Origin of the sequence: Micromonospora sp. WMMA1996 (genome assembly GCF_002573675.1) — a bacterium.
Lineage (GTDB): Bacteria > Actinomycetota > Actinomycetes > Mycobacteriales > Micromonosporaceae > Micromonospora > Micromonospora sediminicola.
Genome location: NZ_PDHU01000003.1, coordinates 235,190 through 261,657 on the forward strand (window position 1 = coordinate 235,190; position 26,468 = coordinate 261,657).

Below are 26,468 nucleotides of genomic sequence, written 5' to 3' on the forward strand. Positions count from 1 at the left end.
CCCGGAAAACGGGCGGGAACGACCGGATAACGGGCAACCGCCGGGGACGCGGCCCCGGCCGGCGGCATGGCCCCGACGTCCGCCTTGCCGGCGGCCCGTACCCTCATTCAGCCCGTCGTGCCGTCCGACCCCAGGAGCACCGCGTTGACCGACCAGACCACGCTGGACCGGGAGATCGCCGCCGAGCAGCGGCATCTCGACCGGGTGTACGCCCGGCTGGCCGAACTGCGCCGGTCCGCGGCCGACGCCGAGCGGGAGGGGTACCGGCTGGCCCGGGTGGGCACCTTCGGCGCCCTGGTCGAGCGGGACGCGATGGTCTTCCACGCCGCCCAGCGGCGGCACGTGCTGGACGCCGAGCACGAGGGGCTGGTCTTCGGCCGGCTGGACCTGCGCACCGGGCAGGTGCTGCACGTGGGCCGGTTGGGCGTGCGCGCCGAGGACGCGGAGACGCTGGTGGTGGACTGGCGGGCACCGGCCGCGGCGGCGTTCTACCAGGCCACGCCCGCCGAGCCGCGCGGCGTCGTCCGCCGGCGCACGATCCAGTCGGCCGCGGAGAAGGTCACCCGGATCGAGGACGACCTGCTCGATCCGGAGGCGGCCCCGGCGGACATGGCGGTGGTCGGCGACGGCGCGCTGCTGGCCACGCTGTCCCGGGCCACCGGCCGGGGCATGCGGGACATCGTCGCCACCATCCAGCGGGAGCAGGACGAGGCGATCCGCTCCCCCGCCAGCGGAGTCACGATCGTCTCCGGCGGCCCGGGCACCGGCAAGACGGCGGTGGCGCTGCACCGGGCCGCGTACCTGCTCTACTCCGACCGGGCCCGCTACGCCGGCGGCGGCATCCTGGTGGTCGGGCCGTCCGGCGTCTTCGTCGAGTACATCGCCTCGGTGCTGCCCTCGCTCGGCGAGGAGACGGCCACGCTGCACTCGCTGGGCTCGCTCTTCCCGGGGATGTCGGCGACCCGGACCGATCCGCCGGAGGTGGCCGCGGTGAAGGGGTCGCTGCGGATGCGCCGGGTGCTGGAGCGGGCGGTGCGGGACGCGGTGCCGGACTCCCCGGCGGAGTTGCGCCTGCTCTACCGCGGTGAGCTGCTGCGGCTGGAGCGGCCGGCGCTGGACGGCATCCGGGACCGGACGCTGACCCGGGGCGCGCGCCGCAACGAGGTGCGCCGGTCGGCGTTCGACGCGGTGCTCGCCGCGCTCTACGCGCAGGCCCGGACGCTGCGGGTGGGCCGGTTGCCGGAGCAGCCCGCGTTCGAGGACGAGATCATCGAGCGGCCGGAGTTCCGGGAGTTCCTCAAGGCCTGGTGGCCCCGGTTGCACCCGCGTCACGTGCTGGGGTGGCTCGCCCGCCCGGACCGGCTGCGCCGCTACGCCGGCGGGATCCTCTCCTCGGCCGAGATCCGGTTGCTCACCGAGGCGTACCGGACGCTGGACGCCGACGGGTCGACCGTCGCCGACATCGCGCTGCTGGACGAGCTGGACGCGTTGCTCGGCACTCCGGTGCGGCGGGCGAAGCCGAAGCGGGACCCGTACCAGCTGGCCGGCGGCGTGCGCGAGCTGAGCACGTACGCCGACCGGCAGCGCGCCGCCCGGGCGGCGGCCCGGGAGCGTCCGGCGGACTACCGCGACTACGCCCACGTGGTGGTGGACGAGTCGCAGGACGTCTCGCCGATGCAGTGGCGGATGATCGGGCGCCGGGGCCGGCTGGCGTCCTGGACGGTGGTCGGCGACCCGGCGCAGACCGCCTGGACCGGCGACCCGCAGGAGCTGGACCGGGCCCGCGACCAGGCGCTGGGGCGTCGCCGCCGGCACCGCTACGAGCTGACCACCAACTACCGCAACTCGGCGGAGATCTTCGCGGTGGCGGCGGCGGAGATCCGCCGGCTGTATCCGGACCTGACGCTGCCCGACGCGGTGCGTTCCACCGGCGTGTCGCCGGTCGAACGCACGGTGCCCGCCGCCGAGCTGCCGGCGAGCACGGTCGAGGCGGCCCGGATCCTGCTGGGCGAGGTGGAGGGCACCGTCGGCGTGATCACACCGGTGCCGCGCCGGGACGAGGTGGCCGGCTGGCTGGACGGCCTCGGCGCCGGCCGGCTCCAGGTGGTGACCAGCCTGCAGGCCAAGGGCATGGAGTACGACGGCGTGGTGCTGGTCGCGCCGAGCGAGATCCGGGCCGACCCCGGCTCGGGGGTGCGCACGCTCTACGTCGCGTTGTCCCGGGCCACCCAACGCCTCACCACGCTCGACCCGACCGGGTGATCCACCCTCACTTGCACACATAGCGATGTGAACATACATTGGGCCTGGCCAGGGTGCGGGAGGGAAGGGTGTGTGCGTGGGCGCAGGTCATGACCACAGCGGTGCGGTGACCAACGCGGCGCACCGCCACCGGGGCCGGCTCTGGGCGGCGTTCGCGCTGCTCACCGCCCTCATGCTGGTCGAGGCGGTGGCCGCCTTCGCGACCGGTTCGCTCGCGCTGCTCTCCGACGCCGGGCACATGTTCACCGACGTGCTCGGCATCGGCATGGCGCTGGCCGCGATCACCGCCACCCGGCGCGCCACCACCGATCCGCAGCGCACATTCGGCCTCTACCGGCTGGAGGTCCTCGCGGCGCTGGCGAACGCGGTGCTGCTCGGCGCGGTCGCGGTCTACGTCCTGGTCGAGGCGGTACGCCGGTTCGGTGACCCGCCGCAGGTGCTGGCCGGCCCGATGCTCGTGGTGGCGGTGCTCGGCCTGCTCGCCAACGTCGGCGCCTTCGCGCTGCTGCGCTCCGGGGCGCAGGAGAGCATCAACCTGCGCGGCGCGTACCTGGAGGTGCTCGGCGACCTGCTCGGCTCGCTCGGGGTGATCGGCGCCGCGCTGGTCATCGCGGTCACCGACTGGTGGTGGGCCGACCCGTTGGTGGCCGTGGCGATCGGTCTGTTCATCCTGCCCCGCACCTGGCGGCTCGGCCGGGCGGCGGTGCGCATCCTGGTGCAGGCCGCGCCGGAACACCTCCAGGTGACCGCGGTGCACGACCGGCTGGCCGCCGTGCCGGGCGTGGCGGAGGTGCACGACCTGCACGTGTGGACGCTGACCTCGGGCATGGAGGTGGCCTCGGCGCACCTGACCACCGCTCCCGGCGCCGAGGTCGCCACCGTGCTGGCCGCCGCCCGGGCCGCCCTGCACGAGGACTTCTCGATCGATCACGCCACGTTGCAGATCGAACCCGGAGCGTCGGCCGGAGCGTGCGGCCCGACCGAGTGGTAATTAGGGCAAACTTAAATCTAGGCCGCTATTGTGGCGTAATGCCGGCTTTGCCGGGTTCACCGGCTCCGGGCGACGGAGCCGGCCCCGGGCAACGCCGGTAGGCTCGGTCGCGGCCACACCGCGGGCGCCACCCCGGCGCCGGTGGAGCGGCCGTCGCCTAATCGCCCGCAGGGCGAGCCGGGGAACCACGTACGTGGGGTGCATCCGCGTCAGCGGTAGGGATCTTCCGTCCCGAACCCGTCAGCTAACCCGGTCGGCGGTTGACGGAAGGACATGTGAATGCCCCCAGTGGCACCTGTACGACGGACGGCCGCCCGGATGGCGGCCCTGCTCGTCGCGATGCTGGCCCTCGGCGTCGTGACCGCGCCGGCCTCCCCCGCCTCGGCGGCGTGGTCGGCCTCCCCCACCGGCCTGCGCGCCGCCGCCCCCGGCGGTGACGACGAGGGCGGCACCCCGGAACTGCGCGCCCAGCTCGACGCGGCCAGCAAGGGCTGGCTGGAGGCCAAGGCCGCGCTGAGCCGGTCGGTGGCCCGGCAGAAGCAGCTCACCGAGCGACTCGACGCGGTCGGCGCCGAGCTGGCCGTACGCGACGCCAAGGTCGGCGAGATCGCCGAGGTGGCGTACCGCACCGGCCGGATGGGCACCGCCGCGGCCCTGCTCGGCAGCAGCAGCCCGGAGGGCTTCATGGACCGGGCGGCCGCGCTGGAGCAGGTCGCCGCGCACGAGGACCGGACGCTGCGCGACCTGATCACCACCCGGGACGAGGCGACCCGGACCCGCGCCGCGCTCGACGGCGAGATCCGGGAGCAGCGCAAGCAGGTCACGGTGATGGCCAAGCGCAAGCAGCAGGCCGAGCGGGCGCTGGAGGTGGCGAACGACCGGCCGTCCGCCGGCAGCGGCGGCGTCCGGGGCACCTCGACGGCGAACGCGACGCCGGCCAAGCGCAACTCCGACGGCTCCTGGCCGGCGGAGTCGTGCAGCGTCAACGACCCGACGCCGGCCGACGGCTGCATCACCCCGCGCACCCTGCACGCGCTCAACCAGGCCAAGGCGGCCGGCTTCACCCGGTACGTCTCCTGCCACCGGCCCAGCGGCTCCGGCGAGCACCCGAAGGGACGCGCCTGCGACTTCGCCGCCCAGAAGGACGGCTTCGGCGGGGTGGCCAGCGGCGGCGACCGGACGTACGGCAACAACCTGGCCGCGTACTTCGTGCGCAACGCCGACCCGCTCGCCGTGCTCTACGTGATCTGGTTCAAGCAGATCTGGCTGCCCAGCAGCGGCTGGAAGTCGTACAGCGGCGGCAACGGCGACCCGTCCAGCGACCACACCAACCACGTGCACCTGTCGGTCTACTGAGCACTACGCTCCCCGACGTACTCCGGGAGTCGTCGCGCGGCCCACGACGTGGGCCGCGCGGCGGCCGACGATCGGTGGCATGAGACGACTCTCCCCCGCCGGACGCAAGGCGCTGCTCACCGCGCACCTGGTCACCTCGCTCGGCTGGCTCGGCACCGACCTGGGGCTGCTCGCGCTGGGCGTGGCCGGGCTGCGCGGCGCCGACCCGGAGGTCGTCTACCCCGCGGCGGCGTTGCTGGTCACCTGGCTGTTCGCGCCGCTGAGCGTCGCGGTCTGGCTGATCGGGGTGGCCAGCGCGCTGCTCACCCCGTGGGGGCTGCTGCGGTGGCGGTGGGTGCTGGTGAAGTTCGCGCTCACCACCGTGATGCTCGGGCTGGTGCTGCTCCTGCTGACGCCCCGGGTCCGGCACCTCGGCGCGCTGGCCGGCGCGGCCGACGCGCACCTGCGGATCGACCTGGTGGTGCCGCCCGCCGTCTCCACCACACTGCTGCTCGTGGCCACCGTGCTGTCCACCTGGAAGCCGTGGGGGCGGCTGCGCCCGCCCGCCCGCCGGTCGGTCCCGGCGGGGCGGGCCGGCTGAGTCAGGCCGGCCGGCCCTCCAGGGTCGCGCCCAGACGGGCCGCGAGGCCCAGGTGGGCGGCGCGGGCCTGGCGGAACGCGTAGCCGAACAGCGGGGCCGGCGCGGTGAGGGTGATCTCCACGTCGATCCGCACCACGCCGTCGGGCTCGTCGCGCAGCCGGGTGTGGTTGCGAACCGTCGTCGCCGGCTGCTGCCGGGCCACGGTGACCACCTCGTCCTCGGTGGCGACCAGCACGTCCGCCTGGTAGGTCACCGGGAAGTGCAGGGGGCCCAGCTCCAGCCGGTCGGTGATCGCATAGCTGGCCAGCGCTCCGGGCCGCGACGGCACCTGCCGGACCCGCACGATCAGCGGATGCAGCTCGCCCTGCCGGCTCAGGTCGCCGAGCAGGGCCACCGCGTCCGCCCGGGTGCACCGGGCCTGCACGGTGTAGCTGAAGCTGTCGCTGCTCTGCAACCGATCCCCCTCGCCGTCGTGGGTCGCGACGATCGTCCCGTACCGGAGCCGGGCTGGCAACGGGTCGAAGGTCCCCAGGCCGGAGGGGGATCGAGGGCGGCGCTCAGGCGCCGGGCAGCACCTCGGGGGCGTCGTCGGCGAACCAGGGCTCGGGCGCGCCGAAGAGGCCGAGCAGGCCGGTCACCCAGAGCTGCCGGTGCACGAACCGGCTCGGCTCGGTGACCACGAGCTTGACGCCGCTGACCTCGCACGTCTGGAAGCCGGCGACCATGGCGCTGATGCCGACGGAGTCGATGAACGTCACGAGCCGCATGTTGAGCTCGATCCGGGCGGGACGGGCCTTCGCGAGCACCTCGGCGATCGCTTCCCGCACCTCGTACGCGGTGTCGACGTCGATCTCCCCACGGGGCGCGATCTGGACGACACCACCCGGACGCACCGACTTCACGATCGACAGGCTCACGCGAGCACCTCCACTCGCCCGTACGGGCGCCTCATCAGTACGCGGGCCGCGACCGAGAGTATTCCTCCGACGGCCCCCGTCGCCACCCCCCGGGATGAGCAATTCGCGGAGTGGGCACACCTGGGCGAACCCAATCCGGACCTCCGGGTTCCAATTTCCCCTTCGACGCGGACCACGACCGGCCGAACGACCGGGCCGGACCGGCCGATCCGCCGACCCAGGGTAGCGGGCCCGCGCACCTCGCGCGGACACCCGGTCCCCGACACGTTCTCCACGGTTCGTCCGGTTCGCCCGGCGACGGCCCGGGCCGCCGTCGGGACGGGTTTGGCGCGGGCGCCGACGGGGCACAGCCCACGGGGAGTGAACCGTGACGCGCCGGATGAACACCGGAGTCCGAAGTGGCCGCCGGGCTTCGGCACCCGAGGAGGTAGAACGATGTTCGGATCCAGCCTGATGGACCGCCGCAGCAAGCCCGAGCGGGTCGCGGACCAGGCGTGGCAGCACCTGCTCTCCGCCGTGGGCTCCGCCGGTGACAGCGTGCGGGACGCCACCCGGGCGGCCCGTCGCAACTCCTCCGGCCTGGCCGACGACGCCACCGACCTGGTCGGCACCGCCGCCGACGAGGCGCGCCGGCGGGCCAGCCTCGCCTTCGACGCGCTCGCCGGCCGCCGGCCCGCACTGCCCTGGACGCTGCTGATCGCCGCGGCCCTGGCCGGCGCCGCCGTCGGCTGGGCCGCCGGCACCGCCGCCCGCGCCGCCGGCAGCCGGGACCGGGTCGCCGACGAGATCGAGTTCGTCGACGTCGACCGGCCCAACTCCCCCGCCGGCCTGGACGGCTGACCGGGACCGTACGAGCCGGCCGGTGGCCGCCCCCGACCCCCGGGGGCGGCCACCGGCGTCTCCGCCACCCGGCGGGGGCGTTCCTCACCCGGACCGGGTGAGGGCGGGTCACCCGGTCCGCGCCCAGGATCGGTGGTGCGGGAGTACGTGCCCGCGTCGCCGACCGACGGGGAGGAGAGCCGGATGGCCACCGAGACGACCACGCGTACGGACCGGGACATCCAGTCCGCCGTGCTCGACGAGCTGACCTGGGAACCCCGGGTGGGCCCCGACGAGATCGGGGTGACCGTCACCGACGGCGTGGTGACGTTGACCGGGCGGGTCGACAGCTACGCCAAGAAGTGGGCCGCCGAGCGGGCCGCGCACCGGGTGGCCCGGGTCCGCGCGGTCGCCAACGACCTCGCCGTCCGGATCGACACCGCCGCCGGCCGGGAGGATCCGCAGATCGCCGTCGCCGCCGCCCGCGCCCTGGAGTGGGACGCCTTCGTGCCGGTCGAGGCGCTGCACGTCACCGTGGCCGACGGCTGGGTCACCCTGCACGGCGAGGTCGAGTGGGAGTACCAGCGGCGCGCCGCCGAACGGTCCGTCGCCCGGCTCACCGGCGTACGCGGGCTGAGCAACGGGATCACCGTCCGGCCGGCGGTCCGCGCGGACGGGCGGGACCTGGCCGAGCAGATCGTGGACGCGCTGGCCCGCAACGGCGCGACCGAGGCCGAACAGGTCGGCGTCCGGGTCCACGGCGACACCGTCCTGCTGGAGGGCCGGGTCCACTCCGGGCCCGAACGCGACGAGATCGAGCGGGTGGTCTGGAACGCCCCCGGCATCCGGGAGGTGCACAACCACCTGTCCGTCCGGCGGTGAGCCGGCGAACCACCCGGCCCGGGTGAGCCCGGCTCACCCGGGCACGGGCCAGGGTGGGAGGCATGAGTGATCCGAACGGGCTGATCACACCCGGGCAGGTAGCGCCCGCGTTCACCCTGCCGGCGTCGCCGGACGGGCGGGAGGTGGGCCCCGGACAGTTCCCTGGCCGTCCGGTGGTGCTGGCCTTCTACCCCGCCGACTGGACCCCGGTCTGCGGCGACCAGATGGCCCTCTACCAGGCCGCCCTGCCCGAACTGGAGCGGTACGACGCGGTGCTGCTGGGCATCTCGGTGGACAGCGTCGACTCGCACCGGGCGTTCGCGGAGAGCCGGGGCATCCGCTTCCCGCTGCTGGCCGACTTCGAACCCAAGGGCGAGGTGTCCCGCCGCTACGGCGCGTACGCGCCGCGCGGGCAGTCGGACCGGGCGCTCGTGGTGATCGACCCCGACGGCCGGGTGGCCTGGAGCCACCTCTCCCCGCCCGAGGTCAACCCGGGCGTGGACGGCATCCTCGACGCCCTGGAGCAGCTGGGCACGGATCGGCGGGTGAGCACCCGATGACGACGCCGTTGCAGGTCACCACCGCCCGACTGCGGATCCCGGTGTCCGAGCGCGACCACGTCCGTGGGCCGGCCGACGCGCCGGTCACCATCGTCGAGTACGGCGACTTCCAGTGCCGGTTCTGCGGCGCCGCGTACCCGAACCTGGCCGAGGTGCTGCGCCAGCGGGCCGACGTGGTGCGGTTGGCGTACCGCCACTTCCCGATCACCAACGTCCACCCGTACGCGGAGAGCGCGGCGGAGGCCGCCGAGGCGGCCGGCGAGCGGGGCCGGTTCTGGGAGATGCACGACTGGCTCTTCGAGCACCAGGACCAGCTCGACCCGGTGCACCTGTCGCTCGGCGTCGAGCAGCTCGGGCTGCCGCCCGAGGAGGTCGGCGCGGAGGTGGGTCGGCAGGCCCACGCGGACCGGGTCCGGCAGGACTTCGTGGGCGGCATCCGCAGCGGGGTGAACGGCACCCCGACGCTGTTCGTCAACGACGTCCGACACGACGGCGGCTACGAGCTGGCCGAGCTGCTGGCCGTGGTGGACGCCGCCGCGAACGCCTGACCGGTCAGATCAACCGCAGCTCGCGCGCCCGTCGGACGGCCTCCCGCCGGCGGGTCGCGTCGAGCTTGCGGTAGATGTTGCGGACGTGCGTCTTGACGGTGTTGACCGACAGCGACAACTCGGCGGCGATCTCCACGTTGGACAGGATGCTCTGCAGGTAGCGCAGGATGGTCAGCTCCCGCTCGGTGAGCGGCTCGTCCAGGGCCCGCGCCGGGGCGTCCGGGGTCGCCTCGGGCCGGTGCGCGTCCACGTCGCGGACCAGGTCGCTCACCGTCGCCCAGTAGGCCGTCCCGGAGTCCAGGTGCGTGGCGAGCAGGTCGCGGACGTCCGGTTCGGCGCGGGTGAACACGCGCCGGCAGCCCTCCGGCTCGGCCAGCGCCAGCACCTCCTCCAGCAGCCGTCCGGCCCGCCGCCCGTCGCCGGCCGAGCCGGCCGACGCCGCCTCCAGCAGCCCGGCGCCCAGCCGCACCGGCAGCGGCCAGTCCGCCGCCTCGGGCGCGGTCCAGTCGGGCAACGCCCGCTCGGCCCCGCGGGCGTCGCCGGCCCGCAGCCGCAGCCGGGCGGACGCCAGCGCCAGCGCGGGATCGGGTGATCCGCCGTCGGCGACCACGTCCAGCAGCGCGCGGGCGCCCTCCAGGTCACCGACCGCCGCGCGGAGCTGGGCCTCGGCGGCGGTGAGCCACGCGCCCAGCTCCGGCCCGGGCGCACCGGCCCGGGCGGCGGCGAGGGTACGCAGCGCCGCCGCCGGCTCCCCGCCGTCGGCCAGCAACCCGGCCCGGCAGAGCGCGGCCAGCGCCGCCGCGCCGGGCTCCGCGCCCGCCGGCCCGGCGAGCGCCAGGTGCGCGGCGGCCTCCGCCGGCCGGTCCCGCTGCCACCAGACCAGCGCCAACGCCAGGTACGCGTGGCCGCAGTCCCGCCGGGACGACCAGCCCTGGCAGGGCGGCATCGCCAGCGCCTCCCGGGCGTGCTCCTCGGCGGCCCGCAGCGCGCCCCGGGCCGCCTCCAGCAGCGCCGAGCGGCTGGCGCAGAGCAGCTCGATCCGGGGCCGGCCGGCCCGCCGCGCCGCCGCGAGCGCCGTCCCGAGCCGCGCGCCCGCCGTCGTCAACGCCCCCTCGGCCAGCGCCACCAGCCCCAGCGCGGCATCGGCGACCGCCCGTACGTCGTCCTCCTCACCGTTGTCGGCGCGCGGGTCGGCGGCGGGCACGCCTCCCCCGGCCCCGGCGGCGGCCGGGCCGGCCCCGCCCACGTCGGTCCCGGCAGCCGAGGGCAGGCCGGCCGGCGCGGAGACGGTGGCGAGCAGGCGGTCGGCGGCCCGGCGTACCTCCTCGTGGTCGCCGGCGAGCCGGGCCAGGCCCAGCTCCACCGCGGCGGCCAGCCGCCGGAACCGGTCCCGACGGGGTTCCGGCAGGTCGACCGCGTGCGCGACCGCCCGCCGCAGCTGCCCGTCCGCGGCGGCCGGGTCCCCGGCGTACACCCGCTCGGCCGCCGCGGCCAGCGCCAGCTCGGGATCCCGCCGCACCGCCTCGGCCGGCGGCTCGGGCGGGGCCGGGACGGGAGCCGGGGCCGGCTCGTCCGGGGCCAGCTCGGGCCAGCGCGTCAGCAGCAGCGTGGTGGCGTCGTCCCACTCGGCGGCGGCCAGCGCGTGGCGCAGCGCCTCGGCCGGTCGGTCGTGGGCCGCGCACCAGCCGGCCGCCCGCCGGTGCAGCTCGCGCACCTCCTCGACGGGAAGCCGGTCCAGTTCGTCGCGGAGCAGGTCGGCCAGCAGCGGGTGCGGCCGGTACCAGGGCGGCTCGCCGCCGTCGCGCTGGACGAAACCGCCCTCCCGGGCCGCCTCGGCGAGCAGGTGCCCGGCGTCGGCCCGGCCGGTCAGCGCGGCGGCGAGGTCGGCGCGGACCGCGACCGTCACCGCACAGCGGCGCAGGACGTCGCGGGCGGCCGGGTCCAGCGGCGTGAGCACCTCGTCGCGCAGGTACGCGGCGACGTCCGGCTGGTCGCCGCCGAAGCGCTCCACCGCGCGGGCGGGGTCGGCCCCGGCGCCCAGCGACAGCGCGGCGAAACGCAGCCCCGCCGGCCAGCCGGCGGTCCGCTCGGCGAGCCGGGGCACCGCCTCGGGCGGCACCGGCACCCCGTGCGCGACCAGCAGATCGGCGACCTCGTCGGTGCGGAACGCCAGCTCGTCCGGACCGATCGTGGTGAGGTCACCGGCCAGCCGCCAGCGGTGCAGGGTCAGCGGCGGCTCGTGCCGGGCGCCGGCCACCAGCCGCAGCCGCCCGTCGCCGTGGCGGAGCAGGAACTCCAGCCCGGCCAGCGCCGCCGGGTCGGTCACCCGGTGCAGGTCGTCCAGGACCAGCAGCACCGGCCGCTCCCGCGTGGCGAGCGCGGCGGCGAGCGTTTCGAGCTGCTCCGGCCGGGGCGGCGCGTCCGGCACCGGCGGCGGCCCCTCGTCCGGCTCCTCGGCGACGGCCGCGCGCAGCGCGGCGGCCAGGTACGCCCAGAGCCGCCCGGTGGTGTCGCCCTCCGCCACGGTCACCCAGACCGGCGCCGGGCCGTCCCGCTCCCCGCGCGCCCAACCGGACAGCATTGTCGTCTTGCCCCAGCCGGCCGGGGCCAGCACCAGCGTGACCGGCCCGCCCGCGCCCCGCTCCAGGCGGTCCAGCAGGCGTGGGCGGAGCACCACCGGCTCGGGCGGCACGGGTGGGGTCAGCCGGGACGCCAGCAGCGGCGCGGCGGCGCCGGTGGTGAGCGGTTCCGGCGTACCGAAGACCTCCGTCGTGGCGTCGGTCGGCGCGGTGGCGAACCGGACCTGGTCGGCCTCCTCCGGCATGCGTCCCCCTCCCCCGTCGGCGCGGTGGGCGGTTACCCGGACCGGACCGGTTCACCCCTTCGGGGCGAACCCGCCTCACCCGGACCACCCCCACCCTGGGGGTACGCGGGCGGCCGGCCATCCAGCTCCGGCCGCCCGGCGACCCACGACCTCGGGAGGGCAGGTGGCGCGGACCGGACGGTGGGCCGGCGGCGCGCTCGCGCTGGCGGCCGGCGGCGCGAACGTCCTGGCACGTCGGGGCGCGCCCGCCGCCCCGGCACGGACCCTCGGCCCGGGCGCTGGCAGGTGGTGACCGTGACCGGCCGGCCCGACCAGGTGCTGCCACCCGGGCGGTGGCCCGAGCCGTTGCGTCGGCTCGACGGCGCGGTGGAGGTCCACGCGCGTCCGGCCCCGGGTGGACGCGGCACCGAACTGGCGGTACGCCCGCTGGGCGGGGAGCCGACGCTGCCCGGGTTCGCCGCGCACCTGGTCGGCGACGACCCGGGCCGGTTCCTGCGCCAGGTGCTGCGGGAGACCAAGCAGCTCCTGGAGACCGGGGAGGTGCTGCGGGCGGACCGCTCGCCGCTGGACCGGCCCGGGGCCGCCGGGTGAGGGCGCTCTGCTGGGAGGGCGCGGACGCGCTCGCGGTGCGCCGGGTCCCCGACCCCGAGCTGCGCAACGCCCACGACATGATCGTCCGGGTACGTCGCAGCGTGACCTGCGGCGGCGACCTGCCGCTGCTGGCCGGGCGGATACCGGAGGCGGCCGCCGGCGAGGTGCTCGGCCACGAGTTCGTCGGCGACGTGGTCGAGGTCGGGCCGGACGTGCGGCGGCACCGGGTCGCGGACCGGGTGGTGGTCGGCGCGTCGGTGGCCTGCGGGGCGTGCTGGTTCTGTCGGCAGGGTCTGCTGGCCTGCTGCGACAACGGGACGTCCGGCGGGGCGGCCGAGCCGGAGTGGGGTCCGCCCACCGCCGGCTGCTACGGCCGGCCGGCCCGGCTCGGCGGTTTCGCCGGTGGTCACGCCGAGTTCGTCCGCGTGCCGTACGCCGACGTGGGCGCGTTCGCCGTACCCGCGGGCGTGGACGACGACCGGGCGGTGTTCGCCGCGGACGCCGCCCCGGCCGCCTGGCACGGGGCGGAGCTGGGCGGCATCGGCCCCGGCGACGTGGTCGCCGTCTGGGGCGCGGGCGCGGTGGGCCAGCTCACCGCCGGGGCGGCCGTGGCGCGCGGCGCGGCCCGGGTGGTCGTCGTCGACGAGCACGACGACCGGCTGCGGATGGTGACCCGGAATCCGGGCGTCGAGGCGCTCAACCACCGGTACTTGGACGTCCTCGCCGAGCTGCGGGAACGCAGCGGCGGCCGGGGACCGGACGTGTGCGTGGACGCGGCGGGTCCGCCGGCCGGGCCGACGCGGTGGCCGACCGGCGAGCCGGACGGCGGGGTGGCGCTGCGCGAGGCGGTGCACGCCTGCCGCAAGGGCGGCACGGTGGTGGTGCTCGACGGCGGGGCCGGGTTCGTCGACCGGTTCCCGGTCGGCGCGGTGGCGGAGAAGGGTCTGGTGGTGCGCGGCGGCCGGCGCGCCGGGCCGGGCGCCATCCCGGAGCTGCTGAACCGGATGGCCCGGGACGAGCTGGTGACCGAGCACCTGGCCACCCACCGGCTGCCGCTGGAGCGGGGCGCCGACGGGTACGCGTTGTTCCGGGACCGGGCCGACGGCTGTGTCCGGGTGGTCTTCACCCCGTGATCCGGGCGGGCGCGGATGGCACACTCGGCGGATGCGCGCAGACCGTCCGTACGACCTCGTCCTGTTCGGTGCCACCGGCTTCACCGGCGGCCTGACCGCGGAGTACCTGGCCCGGCACGCGCCGGACCGGCTGCGCTGGGCGCTCGCCGGGCGCAACCCGGCCAAGCTCGCCGCCGTCCGCGACCGGCTGGCCGCGATCGACCCCGGCCTGGCCGACCTGCCCCTGCTCACCGCGGACGTGACCGACCCGGCGTCGCTGCGGGCGGTGGCGGAGAGCGCCCGGGTGGTCGCCAGCACCGTCGGCCCGTACGTGCACCACGGCGCCCCGCTGGTGGCCGCCTGCGCCGGCGCCGGCACCGACTACCTCGACATCACCGGCGAGCCGGAGTTCGTCGACCTCATGTACGTGCGGCACCACGCCGAGGCGGTGCGCACCGGCGCGCGCCTGGTGCACGCCTGCGGCTTCGACTCGATCCCGCACGACCTGGGCGTCTGGTACACGGTCAAGCAGCTTCCCACCGACGGCCCGGTCACGGTCGACGGCTACGTGCGGGCCGGTGGCCGCTTCTCCGCCGGCACGTACCACTCGGCGCTGACCGCGTTCGCCCGCACCGGCGAGGCGAGCCGGGCGGCCCGGGCCCGCCGCGCGGTGGAGCCGCGACCGGAGGGGCGGCGGGTGCGGGCGGTGCCCGGCAGGGTGGGCCGGGTCCGGGAGTTCGACCAGTGGGCGGTCCCGCTGCCCACGATCGACCCGCAGGTCGTCCGCCGGTCCGCGGCGGCCCGCCCGGAGTACGGCCCGGACTTCCGCTACCGGCACTTCGCGGCGGTGAAACGGCTGCCCACCGTGCTGGTGGCCGGCGCCGGCCTGGCCGGTGTGCTCGGGCTGGTCAAGGTGCCGCCGACCCGGCGCTGGCTGCTCGGTCGGCTCGCCTCCGGCCAGGGGCCGAGCGCCGAGCAGCGGGCGAAGTCCTGGTTCCGGGTGCGGTTCGTGGGCGCCGGTGGCGGCCGGCGGGTGGTGACCGAGGTGTCCGGCGGCGACCCCGGCTACGACGAGACCGCCAAGATGCTCGCCGAGTCGGCGCTCTGCCTGGCGTTCGACGACCTGCCGGAGACCGCCGGCCAGGTCACCCCGGTGGCCGCGATGGGTGACGCGTTGCTGGACCGGCTGGTCCGGGCCGGGATCACGTTCCGCACCCTGCCCGAGGGAGGTTGACCCTCGACCTGGTCGAGGTCACAGGATGACGGCCGTGGAGAGCGAGCTTCGCAGCATCGGTGAGCTGGCCCGGGCCAGCGGGTTGACGATCAGCGCCCTGCGGTTCTACGACCGTTCCGGGGTGCTGACGCCGGCCCGGGTGGACCCGGTGACCGGCTACCGCTGGTACACCGGCGACCAGGTGGCGCCGGCGCGCCTGGTGGCCGGGCTGCGGCGGGTCGGCATGCCGCTGGCCGGGATCGCCGAGGCGCTGCGGCACCGGCACCGGCCGGCCGAGGTGCACCGCCTGCTCGACGCGCACCTGCGGCGGCTGGAGGACGGCCTCACCGACGCGCGACGCGAACTCTCCCGGATCCGTCGACTGATCGACCCGGAGGAGACCACCGTGACCACCCGACTCGTGCTGTCCCGCGCCGCCCTGTCCGAGGCGGTGGACGCCGTACGCTTCGCCGTCGGCGCCGACCCGGAGCTGCCGGCCCTGTCCGGCGTGCTGCTGGCGGTCGAGCCGGACGGCGTGCACCTGTCCGCCACCGACCGTTTCCGGATGGCCGTGGCCCGGGTCGACGCCACCGTCGACGGCCCGCCGGTGACCGCGCTGCTGCCGGTGGCCGCCGTCGACGAGCTGCGCGCCGCGCTGGACACCGACGCCGGGCCGACCGTGGCGGCCGAGGTCGCCGCGGACCGGGTGACCGTCTCGGTCGGGGACCGGCCGGTGACCGCCGTACCGCTGCCGTACGACTTCCCGGACGTCCGCCGGCTGCTGCGCGCGCGGGTCGGCGACGCGCCCGCGTACCGGATCCGGGTGGACGGCGCGGCGCTGCGCGCGGCGCTCACCGCGGCCGACGTCCCGGTCTGTCACCGGGCGCACGACGGGGTCGCGCACGAGGTGGTGGCCCTGGGCCTGGACGGCCGGGGCGAGCTGCGCCTGGTCGACCCGGAGGCCGCGCCGGTCGCGGACGGGTTGCGGGTCGGGGTGAACCGGGAGTACCTGCTCGACGCGCTGGACGCCGGCGGCGGGCAGCTCGTGCTGGAGCTGGACGGGCCGATCACCCCGCTGGCGGTGCGCCGGGCCGACGACGCGCACGCGTTCTCCGTCCTCATGCCCGTGCGCCTGTAGACCGGGCGGGCCCGGGCCGGCAGGGCCGCGACGGTAGCATCTGGGGGTCCCACCTGACTGCCTGGACGGAGGCGTACGAGCAGCATGCTCGACATGGAGTTGATCCGGAAGGATCGCGAGGCGGTGGCGACCGCGCTGGCGAAGCGTCTGGATCCCGCCGAGGTCACCCGGGCGCTGGACGACATCCAGCGGCTCGACCAGGAACGACGCGCGCTGATCACGGAGATCGACGCCGAGCGGCAGCGCCGCAAGGCCGAGGCGCGCGCGTACGCGGAGGCGAAGCGGTCCGGCGCCACGCCGCAGCCGGTCGCCCCGGAGGCCGAGCGCAAGCAGCTCGCGGAGCTGGAGTCCCAGCTCGACGAGGTGCAGTCCCGGCTCCGCTCGGCGATGAGCGAGCTGCCCAACCTGCCCGCCGACGACGTGGTCGCCGGGGGCAAGGAGGCCAACCGGGTGGTGCGGACGTTCGGTGAGCCGCCGGCCGTCGAAAAGGTGCGCGACCACGTGGAGCTGAGCCGCGCGCTCGGCCTGGTCGACCACGAGCGGGGCGTGAAGCTCGGCGGCTCGGGCTTCTGGATGTACACCGGCATGGGCGCCCGGCTGGAGTGGGCGCTGGTCAACTGGCTGATCGAGCAGAACATCCAGGCCGGCTACGAGTTCCTGCTCCCGCCGCACCTGCTGCTGGACACCGCCGGCTTCGCCGCCGGGCAGTTCCCGAAGTTCTACGACGACGTCTACCACCTGGACCGGCAGTCCGCCCCGCGCGGGCAGTTCCTGCTGCCCACGTCGGAGACGGCGATCCTCGGCGCCTACCAGGACGAGATCCTGGAGACGGGCCGGCTGCCGGTCAAGGCGTTCGCCTACACCCCGTGCTACCGCCGCGAGGCGGCCGGCTCGCACTCGGACGAGCGCGGCACGGTGCGCGGCCACCAGTTCAACAAGGTGGAGATCTTCCAGTTCACGCTGCCGGAGCAGGCGGGCGAGGCGCTGGAGGCGATGGTCGGGCACGTCGAGGGCCTGGTCGACAGGCTCGGTCTGCACTTCCAGACCAGCCTGCTCGCCGCCGGCGACGCGAGCGCCTCGATGAAGAAGACGCTCGACGTCGAGGTGTGGATGCCGAGCACCGGCAAGTACAAGGAGGTGTCGTCGGTCTCCTGGGCCGGCGACTACCAGGCCCGCCGGGCGGCCATCCGCTACCGCGAGCCGGGCGCGAAGCAGACCCGGTTCGTGCACACGCTCAACGGCTCGGCGCTGGCCACCAGCCGGCTGTTCCCGGCCATCCTGGAGCAGTGCCAGCAGCCCGACGGCTCGGTCGTGGTCCCCGAGGTGCTGCGCGACAAGCTCGGCACCGACCGCCTCACCCCGCGCTGACCCGCCCCCGCTCCCCCGCCCCCACCTCTCCCCCGTGATCTTGCACTTCCGGCCCGTGAGAAGTCCGCTTCACCCCTTCCGCCCGGGCACCAACTGCAAGATCGCGGGGGCGGCGGGTGAGGGTGGTGAGGAGGAGCAGCAGGGTCAGGAGGGTCGTGAGGACGGCGGGGCCCAGAGTGTCGACGGCGCCCACCAGAGCCTGCTGCGCTCGGGCGGCGGTGCGGATCACCGGGTCGGTGAAGGCGTCGCGGCGGCCCAGGGCGAGGCGCACCTCGTACCAGCCGTACCAGGCGACGTAGCCGCCGGCGACCAGCAGCACCAGGCCGCTCAGGCGCGGCACCCACGCGCCGGCGCCGCGCAGTCCGGCCACCACCCGCCCGCGCAGCAACGCCACGGCCAGCGCGGCCACACCGACCACCAGGGCCATCCCGAGGGCGTACGCGCCGAACAGCGCCAGCCCGCGCAGCGGCGACCCGGCCCGCAGGCTGGTCACCACGATCGCCAGGAACGGCGCGATCGCGCAGGTCAGCGACGTGAGCGCGTACGCCGCGCCGAACAGCGCCATGGACGGCCAGGTGCGGGTGAGCCGGGGCGCGGTGGTGAGCGGGCGGGGCGCGGGCAACCGCCGGCCGGCGAGCAGCCAGCAGCCGGCCAGCGCCAGGAGCACGCCGAGGGTCACGGTCAGCCAGGGCAACCGGGGCCGCAGCCAGTCCGCCGCCGGCGCCACGGCCAGCCCGAACGCGCCGAAGACCAGCACGTACCCGAGGGTCAGCCCGGCCGTCGCGGTGAGCGCGCGGCCGACCGCGCCGCGGCCGTCGCCGGGGCCGGCCACCAGCAACGACAGGTACGCGGGCAGCATCGCGAAGCCGCACGGGTTGACCGCGCCGAGCATGCCGGCGGTCAGCGCGAGCAGCAGCGCGCCGGTCATCCCCGGGCCAGCGTCTCGACCTGCCGGGTGAGCGACTCGCCGTCGAGGAAGCCCTGGTGGACCACCTTGCCGTCCCGGTCGAGGATGACGAACGTGCTCTGCTCGACCACCTTGAAGCGGCGCCACACCGCGCCGGCGCGGTCGTCGAGCTGCGGGGTGCCGGCCAGGTCGAACTCGGTGACGAACTCCTTCATCGCCTTCTGCTGGCCGAGCCCGGCGACGCCGACGATCGGCACCGTGTCCCGGTAGGCCGGGGCGATCTCGGCGACGGTCCACGCCTGGCTGGCGCAGGTGGCGCACCAGGGGGCCCAGAACCAGAGCACCACCGGCCGCCCGGCCAGGGCGGCGGCGGAGAACGCCGTACCGTCGAGGGTCTTCGCGTCGAACGCCAGTGTCTTCGGCACCCGGGCCGGCGCGGTCGGCGACGGGGCGAGCGACGACGGGCCGGCCGACGCGCTCGCGGCGGTGGTCGGCGCGGCGGCGGACGGGGCGGCCACCGTACCGACCGACGTGGTCCGCTCGGGACCGACCGCGCAGGCCGCCGTGGCGGTGAGCGTGGCGGCCAGCACGGCGGCGGCCCCGAGACGACGAACGGTGGGTGATGCCATCGACGCTCCTGACGTGGTCGTCACTCCGCCTTGACCAGCCGGAGCGCGAGTTCGGGACAGACCTTGACCGCCTTGAGCGCGCCCTCGCGCAGCCAGGTCGGCACCGGGGTGGCGGGGAAGGCGGGGAAGCCGTTGCCGTCGAGCCGGATGAAGTCCGGCACCACGTGCGCGCAGAGTCCGTGCCCGTCGCAGCGGGACCAGTCCAGGGTGAGCTTCTGCGGGTTGCCGTCGGGCGCGCCGGGCAGGCCCATCGTGCCCTTGACCCGTTTGCCGCAGCCCTCCCCGGTGGCGTGCAGCCGCAGGTCGTCGGCGAACACCTCCATGGCGGACAGCGCGAACCGGGCGGTGCCGTCCGGGTGGCTGCACGCGCCGCGCCCCTTCACGTCGCCGGCGGCGGCCCGGACCAGCTCGATCGGGGCGCTGCCGGAGACGGCGAGGTCGACGGAGCGGGCCAGGTCGGGCAGTCCCATCTTGCACGGGCCGCACTGCCCGGCGGACTCACCGGCCAGGTAGCGGACCACCTGGGCGGCCTCGCCGAGCGGGCAGGTGTCGGTGCCGAGCGGCACGATGATGCCGGCGCCGAGCGTGCCGCCCACCGCGGCCAGTCCCTTGCGGGAGACCTCGGCCCGCTCCGCCGCCTCGGCGGTGATCCACTTGCCGTGGTAGCCGCCCATCAGGATGCCCGGCCCGGGCGGCACCTCGCACAGGTCGAGGATCTCGCGCAGCGGGGTGCCGGCGGCGCACTCCACCACGGCCGGCCGCTTCGCCGACCCGGTGACGGTGAGCAGCACGGTGCCCGGCTCGTCGTCGGTGCCGAGCGCGGCGTACTCGTACGGGCCGATCCGGGCGGCGACCGCGAGCTGAGCGTACGTCTCGGCGTTGGAGAGCAGGGTGGGCAGCCCGCCGACGCCGGAGTCGCTGGAGCGCTTCTTGGTGCCGGGCGGGATGTGCGGCAGGCCGTTGATGCCGTTGACCAGCGCGCCGCCCTCACCGGAGATGAACCGGTGCGGCACGGTGACGATGGTGGTCGGCACCGGCATCCGCCGTTCCTGCAACGCCTCGGTCAGTGAGGGCCGGCCCACGTCGTCGTCGGCCACCCCGATCACGATCTCGTCGGCGTCCAGCGCGAACGCGGCCAGCGCGGCGCCGTCCAGAACGAGGTGCGGCGCTCGGGTGAGCAGCACCTTGTCCTTCCAACTGGCCGGCTCGCCCTCGCTGGCGTTGACCACCACCACGGCGGCCAGGTCCTGCCGCTCGCAGGACTCCAGCACCGCGCGCAGCTTGCGGGCGAACGGGAAGCCCGCACCGCCCTTGCCCTTGAGGTCGATCGCCTCGGCGAGCCGCAGCAGCGCCGCCGGCTCCATCGGACCGATCGGGCCGTGCACCTCCTCGTGGGCGAGCAGGTCGAGCCGGCCGAACTCGGCGAAGCCGGCGGTCAGGCGGGGTTCACCGACGCAGGCGACCGGGGGCACGGTCGTCCGCATCATCGGGCCTCACCCCGCAGCCCGGCCCAGTACGCGCCGTCGACCGCGTCCGCGTCGGCCCGCTTGCGCCGGCCGGAACGGCTCTCCTTGGTGGCCCGCAGGGCCCGGCGGGAGGCCAGGTCGACGAGCGTGGGGGTGTCGTCGACGAACTCGTCGTCGGCGGCGTAGCGGGCCGGCGGACGCCAGTAGTCCGGCTCCTCCGGCACGTCCTCCTCGTCCCGGTAGCGCCGGCCGGAACCGCTGCGCGGCTCCGCGGTGACCGGGGTGCCGGAGATCGGTCCGGCCGAGATCGGCTCGCCGGAGACCGGGCGGCTCTCCCAGCGGCGCGGGCTGTCCCACGGCTCCTCCGCCTCGTCCGTCGGACGCGGCGGGGCCGAGTAGCGGGCCACCTCGGCGGGGGTGGCGTACCGGCCGCTGTCCGGCGGGGCCGAGTGGCGTCCGCCCGTGTCCGGCGGGGCGGAGTGCCGGCCACCGCTCTCCGGCGGGGCCGAGTACTGCGCGACCATGTCCTCGTCGGCCCGGGACCGGCGGCTCACCCGCTCCTCGTCGTCCCGGCGGCGACGACGGGACCGCTCCCCGTCCCGCCGGCCGACCGGCTCCAACTCCTCGGTGTTCCGCCGGACGGCGGGCACCCGCTCGGATTCCCGGCCGCGGCGTACCGGCTCGCGTTCGTCGTCCCCGCGCCGCGAGGTGCGCCGCGCGGCCGGGACCTCCTGCGTCCGGACCCGGCGTTCCGGCGCGTCCGTCGCCTCGCCGCGCCGCCGGGCGGCGGCCGCGCGCACCGGCTCGCGCAGCGTTCCGGGTTCCGGCACCACCGGTACGGCGAACCGCTCGGGGTCCCGCCGGCGGGCGGTGCCGGCCGGCGCGGTCCAGGTGGCGGTCGCCTCGGCCCAGCGGCCCCGGCCGGCGCCGCTCTCCTCCTTGTCGGCGGCCTTCTTGCGGCCGAGCGCGGCGAACACGCCGGTGCGCTCCTCGCCCTTGCCCGCCATCGCCTTGTTCAGCGCGGCGGCCTGGTGCTGCTCGCGGCTGCGCTTGCCGAGGTGGACGGAGACGCGCACCAGCAGTGCCATCACCACGAGCAGCACGCAGGCGAGGTAGCTGAGCACCACCCAACCGGCCGCCGTCCGGCCCGCGTTGAGCCCGTGCAGCAGCGCGAACGGCCAGGACACGTACGCCATCGAGTGCAGCGCCCGCCAGAACCACTTCGGACCGACGCCGGCGAACCGGACCCGGATCAGGCCGGTCCAGAGCACGCTGACCATCAGCAGCGCGGCGACGGTGCCGAGCCCGACGTAGAGGCCGCTGCCGCCGACGAACGGCACCACCGCGTCGGTGGGCCCGGCCCGCCCGATCGCGATCTTGGTGATGACGTGGAAGAGCAGCCCGGCCACGCCGAGCACGCCGGTGGCGCGGTGCGCCGACTGGAGCAGCACCCGGTGCCGGATGAGCAGCACCAGCCGGTCGGTGGCGAGCAGCCCCAGCATCACGGTGAGGCTCAGTGAGACCAGGGCGACCACCCCGGCGAAGAACTCGGTGAAGAAGAATCCGTACGAGTACATGAGGCCGCCGGCGCCGGCGAGCTCGACACCCGCCCACGCGAGGCCGAGCGCGGAGGCGGTCAGCGCCACCATCGCGGACTTCGACATGGTCCGGACACCACGGCTGGTGGTGGTGGTCCGGACGGTCGTCGCCTTCTCGTTCTGCTGTGCCCGGGCCATCTGCTCCTCGATCGTCTCGCGGCGGCGCCCCCACCGGCCGACCCTGCTCCCACCTCAGGTACGGAGCGACGCCCCGGACGGATCACCTCCGGTAAGGAATTTCTCGGCCGATTCCTCGAACCGTCCCGACCGGGCGCGCGTGTAGCACCCAACGCAACGACGGATGCCCATGCATTGACAGTCCTTGCAACACACTCGTAACCTTGCGGAAAATTTCAGCGCCGGTTGCAAGAAGCCGGCACTGACGCCCTCCCCAGGCTCCACTCCCCCGCACCCCCGCACCCCCGCAGGAGTCCTGATGCATCGACACCGATGCCGCGCCGCGGCCCTCGTCCTGGGCCTGGCCGCGAGCCTGCTCGTCCCGACCACCGTGGCGGCACCCCCGGCCGCCGCCGCGACCCCCGGAAGCAAGAAGGTCATCGTCCAGCTCTTCGAGTGGAACTGGACCTCGGTGGCCAACGAGTGCACCAGCACGCTCGGCCCCAAGGGCTACGGCTACGTCCAGGTGTCCCCGCCGCAGGAACACGTCAACAGCAGCCCGTGGTGGGTGTCCTACCAGCCGGTCAGCTACCGGATCGAGTCCCGCAAGGGCACCCGGGCCCAGTTCCAGTCCATGGTGAACACCTGCCACAACGCCGGCGTCAAGGTGATCGTCGACGCCGTGGTCAACCACATGTCCGGGCAGGAGAACGGCGGCACCGGCTGGGCCGGCACGTCGTACGGCCACTACAACTACCCGGGCGTCTACTCGTCGCAGGACTTCCACTACTGCGGCCGCAACGGCAACAACGACATCGCCAACTACAACGACCGGTACGAGGTGCAGAACTGCGAGCTGGTCAACCTCGCCGACCTCAAGACCGAGTCGGACTACGTCCGCACCCGGCTGGCCACGTACCTCAACGACCTGCTCTCGCTCGGCGTCGACGGGTTCCGGCTGGACGGCAGCAAGCACATGCCGGCCGCCGACATCGCGGCGATCAAGGCCAAGCTGTCCCGGCCGGCGTACCTGGTGCAGGAGGTCATCTACGGCGCGGGTGAGCCGGTCCAGCCGACCGAGTACACCGGCAACGGCGACGTGCACGAGTTCCGGTACGGCAAGGACCTGGCCCGGATGTTCAACAACGAGCGGCTGGCGTACCTGCGCAACTTCGGCGAGTCCTGGGGCTACCTGCCGGGCGGCTCGGCGGTGGTCTTCACCGACAACCACGACACCCAGCGCGAGGGCGGCGTGCTCACCTACCGCGACCGCGGCGAGTACGCCCTGGCCAACGCGTTCATGCTGGCCTGGCCGTACGGCACCCCGGCGGTGATGTCGAGCTTCACGTACTCCGGTCGGGACCAGGGTCCCCCGTCGGACGGCAGCAACAGGGTCACCAACACCACCTGCTACTCGGGCTGGGAGTGTGAGCACCGCTGGCCGGTCATCGCCAACATGGTCGGCTTCCGCAACGCCACCGAGGGTGCCGGAGTCACCAACTGGTACGACAACGGCTACCAGCACATCGCGTTCAGCCGGGCCGGCAAGGGCTACCTGACCGTCAACGACGAGGACTCCGCGATCAGCGGCCGGTCGTACTACACCGGCCTGCCGGCCGGGCGCTACTGCGACGTCATCCACGGCACGTTCAGCAACGGCTCGTGCAGCGGACCGGTGATCACCGTGGACTCGGCGGGCTGGTTCGCGGCCACCGTCAACGCGCACGACGCGATCGCCATCCACGTCGGCGCGAAACTGAGCTGACCTCACCCGGAAGCCCCCGTGCCGCACTTCGCGGTACGGGGGCTTCCGTTCGGTTACAGTCAGTTTCGTGCTGTTCGACCGGTTTACCGCACGCCGGCCTCCCGGCTGGCTGCTCGCCGCGCTCGGCGTACCGCTGCTGCTGGTCGTCGCGCTGCTGGTGGGCCGCGCGCTCACCGCCACCGCTCCGCCGCCCGCGCCGACCGTCGCCGCGCCCCCGACGTCCCCGACGGCCTCGCCGCGCCCGTCGCCGATGGAGTCCGTCCCGCCCGCCGCGCCCGCACCGGCCGACCTCCCGGTGATCACCTACGACCCGGCGCCCCGCGGCTTCCCGGCCGATCCGGCCCCGGCCGACACCACCCCGCTGGGCGAAGGGCTGCGCCCGGACCGGAACGTGGCCGCCTACGACGCGCCCGGCGGACGACCGCTGGCCTTCCTCGCCCCGACCATCAGCGGGGTCCGGCTGACCGTGCCGATCGTCGAACGCCGGGCCGGCTGGACCGCGGTGCTGCTCCCCTCGGCCAACCGCACCGTCGGCTGGCTGCCGTCCGGCGGCTGGACCACCGTGGCGTTGCGCGACCAGATCGTGGTGGAGCGCCGCACGCACCGGCTCACCTGGAACCGGGACGGGCGCGCGGTGCGCTCCTGGCCGGTCAGTCTCGGCATGTCCGGCCAGCTCACCCCGCTCGGTCGCACGTTCGTGCTGGGTCGCACCCCACCCCCGCAGGACGTCTACGGCGGCGTCGACATCTTCGCCCTCGGCGCGATCCCCGACGACCCGGACGCGGTGCCGACCGGACTGCGCGGCGCCCACATCGGACTGCACAGCTGGTACAACGACGACACGCTCGGCGAGAACGTCACCAACGGCTGCATCCGGCTCACCCGCAGCGCCCAGCGCCAGCTCCTCGCCGAACTGGAACCCGGCACCGGCCTCGTGGTCGTCGACCGCCTCCCCTGACCGCCCAACCGTGCAAGGAAGGGCCCCTTCTTAACACGCCCTGTTAAGAAGGGGCCCTTGCTCTACCGGAGGCGTTAAGAGGGGGCCCTTCCTTCTACCCGAGCAGCCAGCCGTTGGCCTCGGCGACCCGGACGGCGTCGGCGCGGTTGCGGGCGCCGGTCTTGCCGATGGCGGACGAGAGGTGGTTGCGGACCGTCCCCTCGGACAGGTGCAGCGTCGCGGCCAGCTCGGCCACCGTGCCACCGCCCCGGGCCGTGCGCAGCACCTCGGTCTCCCGCTCGGTGAGCGGACTCGACCCGGTGGCCAGCGTCTCGGCGGCCAGCGTCGGGTCGACCACCCGCAGGCCGGCGTGCACCCGGCGGACCGCGTCGGCGAGCTGCCGGGCCGGGGTGTCCTTGACCACGAAGCCGTTCGCGCCCGCCTCCATCGCCCGGCGCAGGTAGCCGGGCCGACCGAACGTGGTCACCACCAGCACCCGGCAGGCGGGCAGCGCGTCGCGCAGCGCGGCCGCCGCGGCCACCCCGTCCAGGCCGGGCATCTCCACGTCGAGCAACGCCACGTCGGGGCGGGTACGCAGCGCCTCCGGCACCACCTCGTCGCCCCGGCTCACCTCGGCCACCACGGTCAGGTCCGGTTCCAGCGCCAGCAGCGCGGCCAGCGCGCCGCGCACCAGCGCCTGGTCGTCGGCGAGCAGCAGTCGGATCGGCTCGGTCACCCGCAGTCCCTCCCGTTCGTGTCCGGCACCGTGACCCGGAGCAGGAAACCGCGCCCGCCGGGCGCTCGGGCCACCGTCACGGTCGCGTCCAACCGGGCCGCCCGCTCTCGCAGCCCGACCAGCCCGTGCCCGGCGCCCGCCGACTCGCCGGCCGGTCCCCGACCGTCGTCGCGGACCTCCACCGCCGCCGGGTCCACCCGGATCACACAGCGCCGCGCGCCGCTGTGCCGCACCGCGTTCGTCACCCCTTCGCGGACCGTCCAGCCGAACAGCTCATCCCGGTCCGTCGGCAGCTCCGGCACCGTCTCCGGCAGCTCCGCGACGATGCCCGCGGCGGCCAGCGCCGACCGGGCTCCGGCCAGTTCGGACGCCAGGTCCACCCCGCGGTACGCCCCGACGGTGCCCCGCACGTCGGCCAGCGCCTCCCGGGCCAGCCGCTCCACGTCGGCGATCTCGGTCGCCGCCCGGGCCGGGTCCAGCTCCAGCAGCCGGCCGGCCAGCTCGGCCTTGACCGCCACCACGGTCAGCGAGTGCCCGAGGATGTCGTGCAAGTCGCGGGCCGTCCGCGCGCGTTCCTCGGCCACCGCGAGCCGGCGGATCTCCTGCTGCGCGGCCTGGAGCTCGGCGTTGCGCTGGGCCAGCCGGCTCACCCCGAACATGGCGAACGAGGCGAGCAGCACCGCGAAGACCACGGTGCTCTCCGCCTCCCAGCCCGGCACGAGGTGCGAGGTCACCGGCGGGGTCGCGGCGGCCAGCGCCACCACGACCAGCGACTCCACCGGTGGCAGCAGGAACACCGCGGCGGCGGCCACGAAGACCAGCGTGGTCAGCCAGTCGCCGCCGGTGCCCGGAATGCCGACCAGGCCGATCGCGAGCAGCAACGCGAGCAGCGCCCGGGCCCGACCGACCGGGATCGGGAGGTGCCGTTGCCGGCGGGCCCGAGCCCACTCGAAGATCAGCACGTACGCCACGCCGAACGCGACCACCGAACCGAGCCCGAGCAACCGCCGCCACCACTCCTGCTGATGCAGGGCGGTGACGAATGGGATGTTGAGGAAGAAGAGCCAGACCGCCGCGAGCAGCCAGCCGGTGAACCGCCAGTGGCGGTTCACCGGCCGGACCCGGTCGGGCGGCGACGTCACGCCGACCACG

24 protein-coding genes and 1 riboswitch are annotated in these 26,468 nt (G+C 75.4%); of the genes, 15 read left to right on the plus strand and 9 right to left on the minus strand.

Annotation, left to right across the window (positions count from 1 at the left end; translation table 11 throughout):
* Nucleotides 1-144: 144 nt before the first annotated feature.
* The 4 genes from COO58_RS20695 to COO58_RS20710 all read left to right on the plus strand — a co-directional run bounded on the left by COO58_RS20695 (nt 145) and on the right by COO58_RS20710 (nt 5,189).
* Nucleotides 145-2,262, plus strand: coding sequence for an AAA family ATPase (locus tag COO58_RS20695; protein ID WP_091572534.1), 2,118 nt, complete (start codon nt 145-147; stop codon nt 2,260-2,262).
* A gap of 76 nt (nt 2,263-2,338) precedes the next feature.
* Nucleotides 2,339-3,253, plus strand: a complete 915-nt coding sequence (locus COO58_RS20700) for a cation diffusion facilitator family transporter (RefSeq protein WP_091572530.1) — start codon at nt 2,339-2,341, stop codon at nt 3,251-3,253.
* A gap of 144 nt (nt 3,254-3,397) precedes the next feature.
* A riboswitch (cyclic di-AMP (ydaO/yuaA leader) is annotated at nt 3,398-3,528 on the plus strand.
* 4 nt (nt 3,529-3,532) lie between these two features.
* On the plus strand, nt 3,533-4,609 hold the full coding sequence (locus COO58_RS20705; RefSeq protein ID WP_091572527.1) for a hypothetical protein: 1,077 nt from the start codon (nt 3,533-3,535) through the stop codon (nt 4,607-4,609).
* A 79-nt stretch (nt 4,610-4,688) separates the two neighbouring features.
* Nucleotides 4,689-5,189 (plus strand): DUF2269 domain-containing protein, encoded by a 501-nt coding sequence (locus COO58_RS20710; RefSeq protein ID WP_098746819.1) that lies wholly within the window; start codon nt 4,689-4,691, stop codon nt 5,187-5,189.
* 1 nt (nt 5,190) lies between these two features.
* Here COO58_RS20710 and COO58_RS20715 read toward each other — a convergent pair whose 3' ends face one another.
* Together COO58_RS20715 and COO58_RS20720 are read right to left on the minus strand one after the other, a co-directional pair.
* The gene (locus COO58_RS20715) at nt 5,191-5,703 is read right to left on the minus strand and encodes an SRPBCC family protein (protein WP_245666168.1); all 513 of its coding nucleotides are present in this window, start codon (nt 5,701-5,703) and stop codon (nt 5,191-5,193) included.
* A 43-nt stretch (nt 5,704-5,746) separates the two neighbouring features.
* Nucleotides 5,747-6,106: an STAS domain-containing protein gene (locus COO58_RS20720; protein ID WP_091572519.1), complete on the minus strand. Its 360-nt coding sequence runs from the start codon at nt 6,104-6,106 to the stop codon at nt 5,747-5,749.
* A gap of 435 nt (nt 6,107-6,541) precedes the next feature.
* Here COO58_RS20720 and COO58_RS20725 point away from each other — a divergent pair, with 435 nt between their 5' ends.
* The 4 genes from COO58_RS20725 (at nt 6,542) to COO58_RS20740 (ending at nt 8,915) form a co-directional block, all read left to right on the plus strand.
* On the plus strand, nt 6,542-6,946 hold the full coding sequence (locus tag COO58_RS20725; RefSeq protein WP_091572514.1) for a hypothetical protein: 405 nt from the start codon (nt 6,542-6,544) through the stop codon (nt 6,944-6,946).
* Between the two features lie 183 nt (nt 6,947-7,129).
* Nucleotides 7,130-7,807, plus strand: a complete 678-nt coding sequence (locus COO58_RS20730; RefSeq protein ID WP_091577108.1) for a BON domain-containing protein — start codon at nt 7,130-7,132, stop codon at nt 7,805-7,807.
* A 62-nt stretch (nt 7,808-7,869) separates the two neighbouring features.
* A complete protein-coding gene (locus tag COO58_RS20735) occupies nt 7,870-8,367 on the plus strand; it encodes a redoxin domain-containing protein (protein WP_091572509.1) in 498 nt (165 codons plus the stop codon).
* Nucleotides 8,364-8,915, plus strand: coding sequence for a DsbA family protein (locus COO58_RS20740; protein WP_098746821.1), 552 nt, complete (start codon nt 8,364-8,366; stop codon nt 8,913-8,915). Before COO58_RS20735 ends, COO58_RS20740 begins: the two co-directional genes overlap by 4 nt.
* Before the next feature lie 4 nt (nt 8,916-8,919).
* On the opposite strand, the gene COO58_RS20745 is transcribed toward COO58_RS20740, so the two are convergent.
* Nucleotides 8,920-11,739, minus strand: coding sequence for a LuxR C-terminal-related transcriptional regulator (locus COO58_RS20745; RefSeq protein WP_098746823.1), 2,820 nt, complete (start codon nt 11,737-11,739; stop codon nt 8,920-8,922).
* 180 nt (nt 11,740-11,919) lie between these two features.
* Here COO58_RS20745 and COO58_RS20750 point away from each other — a divergent pair, with 180 nt between their 5' ends.
* The 5 genes from COO58_RS20750 (at nt 11,920) to serS (ending at nt 17,161) form a co-directional block, all read left to right on the plus strand.
* On the plus strand, nt 11,920-12,330 hold the full coding sequence (locus COO58_RS20750) for a hypothetical protein (protein WP_255292731.1): 411 nt from the start codon (nt 11,920-11,922) through the stop codon (nt 12,328-12,330).
* The gene (locus COO58_RS20755) at nt 12,327-13,463 is read left to right on the plus strand and encodes an alcohol dehydrogenase catalytic domain-containing protein (RefSeq protein WP_098746825.1); all 1,137 of its coding nucleotides are present in this window, start codon (nt 12,327-12,329) and stop codon (nt 13,461-13,463) included. Before COO58_RS20750 ends, COO58_RS20755 begins: the two co-directional genes overlap by 4 nt.
* A gap of 31 nt (nt 13,464-13,494) precedes the next feature.
* A complete protein-coding gene (locus tag COO58_RS20760; protein ID WP_098746827.1) occupies nt 13,495-14,676 on the plus strand; it encodes a trans-acting enoyl reductase family protein in 1,182 nt (393 codons plus the stop codon).
* 25 nt (nt 14,677-14,701) lie between these two features.
* A complete protein-coding gene (locus tag COO58_RS20765; RefSeq protein WP_098746828.1) occupies nt 14,702-15,793 on the plus strand; it encodes a MerR family transcriptional regulator in 1,092 nt (363 codons plus the stop codon).
* Between the two features lie 84 nt (nt 15,794-15,877).
* The gene (serS, locus tag COO58_RS20770; protein WP_098746830.1) at nt 15,878-17,161 is read left to right on the plus strand and encodes a serine--tRNA ligase; all 1,284 of its coding nucleotides are present in this window, start codon (nt 15,878-15,880) and stop codon (nt 17,159-17,161) included.
* Here the strand turns inward: serS and COO58_RS20775 are convergent.
* The 4 genes from COO58_RS20775 to COO58_RS20790 are packed head-to-tail and all read right to left on the minus strand — an operon-like array spanning nt 17,148 to nt 21,899.
* On the minus strand, nt 17,148-18,089 hold the full coding sequence (locus COO58_RS20775; protein ID WP_098746831.1) for a cytochrome c biogenesis CcdA family protein: 942 nt from the start codon (nt 18,087-18,089) through the stop codon (nt 17,148-17,150). The genes serS and COO58_RS20775 overlap by 14 nt on opposite strands.
* Complete coding sequence (locus tag COO58_RS20780) at nt 18,086-18,697, minus strand: redoxin domain-containing protein (RefSeq protein WP_098746833.1); 612 nt, start codon at nt 18,695-18,697, stop codon at nt 18,086-18,088. The genes COO58_RS20775 and COO58_RS20780 overlap by 4 nt, the downstream gene beginning before the upstream one ends.
* A gap of 20 nt (nt 18,698-18,717) precedes the next feature.
* Nucleotides 18,718-20,184, minus strand: coding sequence for an NADH-quinone oxidoreductase subunit NuoF family protein (locus tag COO58_RS20785; protein WP_091572470.1), 1,467 nt, complete (start codon nt 20,182-20,184; stop codon nt 18,718-18,720).
* Complete coding sequence (locus COO58_RS20790) at nt 20,181-21,899, minus strand: ferric reductase-like transmembrane domain-containing protein (RefSeq protein WP_098746834.1); 1,719 nt, start codon at nt 21,897-21,899, stop codon at nt 20,181-20,183. Before COO58_RS20790 ends, COO58_RS20785 begins: the two co-directional genes overlap by 4 nt.
* Before the next feature lie 298 nt (nt 21,900-22,197).
* Between COO58_RS20790 and COO58_RS20795 the strand changes: the two genes are divergently transcribed.
* Together COO58_RS20795 and COO58_RS20800 are read left to right on the plus strand one after the other, a co-directional pair.
* Nucleotides 22,198-23,643: an alpha-amylase family protein gene (locus COO58_RS20795; protein ID WP_098746836.1), complete on the plus strand. Its 1,446-nt coding sequence runs from the start codon at nt 22,198-22,200 to the stop codon at nt 23,641-23,643.
* 67 nt (nt 23,644-23,710) lie between these two features.
* Entirely contained in the window at nt 23,711-24,601 is an 891-nt protein-coding gene (locus COO58_RS20800) for a L,D-transpeptidase (protein ID WP_098746837.1), read from the plus strand.
* 94 nt (nt 24,602-24,695) lie between these two features.
* On the opposite strand, the gene COO58_RS20805 is transcribed toward COO58_RS20800, so the two are convergent.
* Together COO58_RS20805 and COO58_RS20810 are read right to left on the minus strand one after the other, a co-directional pair.
* Nucleotides 24,696-25,316 (minus strand): response regulator, encoded by a 621-nt coding sequence (locus tag COO58_RS20805; RefSeq protein WP_098746839.1) that lies wholly within the window; start codon nt 25,314-25,316, stop codon nt 24,696-24,698.
* Complete coding sequence (locus COO58_RS20810) at nt 25,313-26,458, minus strand: sensor histidine kinase (RefSeq protein ID WP_141561938.1); 1,146 nt, start codon at nt 26,456-26,458, stop codon at nt 25,313-25,315. Before COO58_RS20810 ends, COO58_RS20805 begins: the two co-directional genes overlap by 4 nt.
* Nucleotides 26,459-26,468 lie beyond the last annotated feature (10 nt).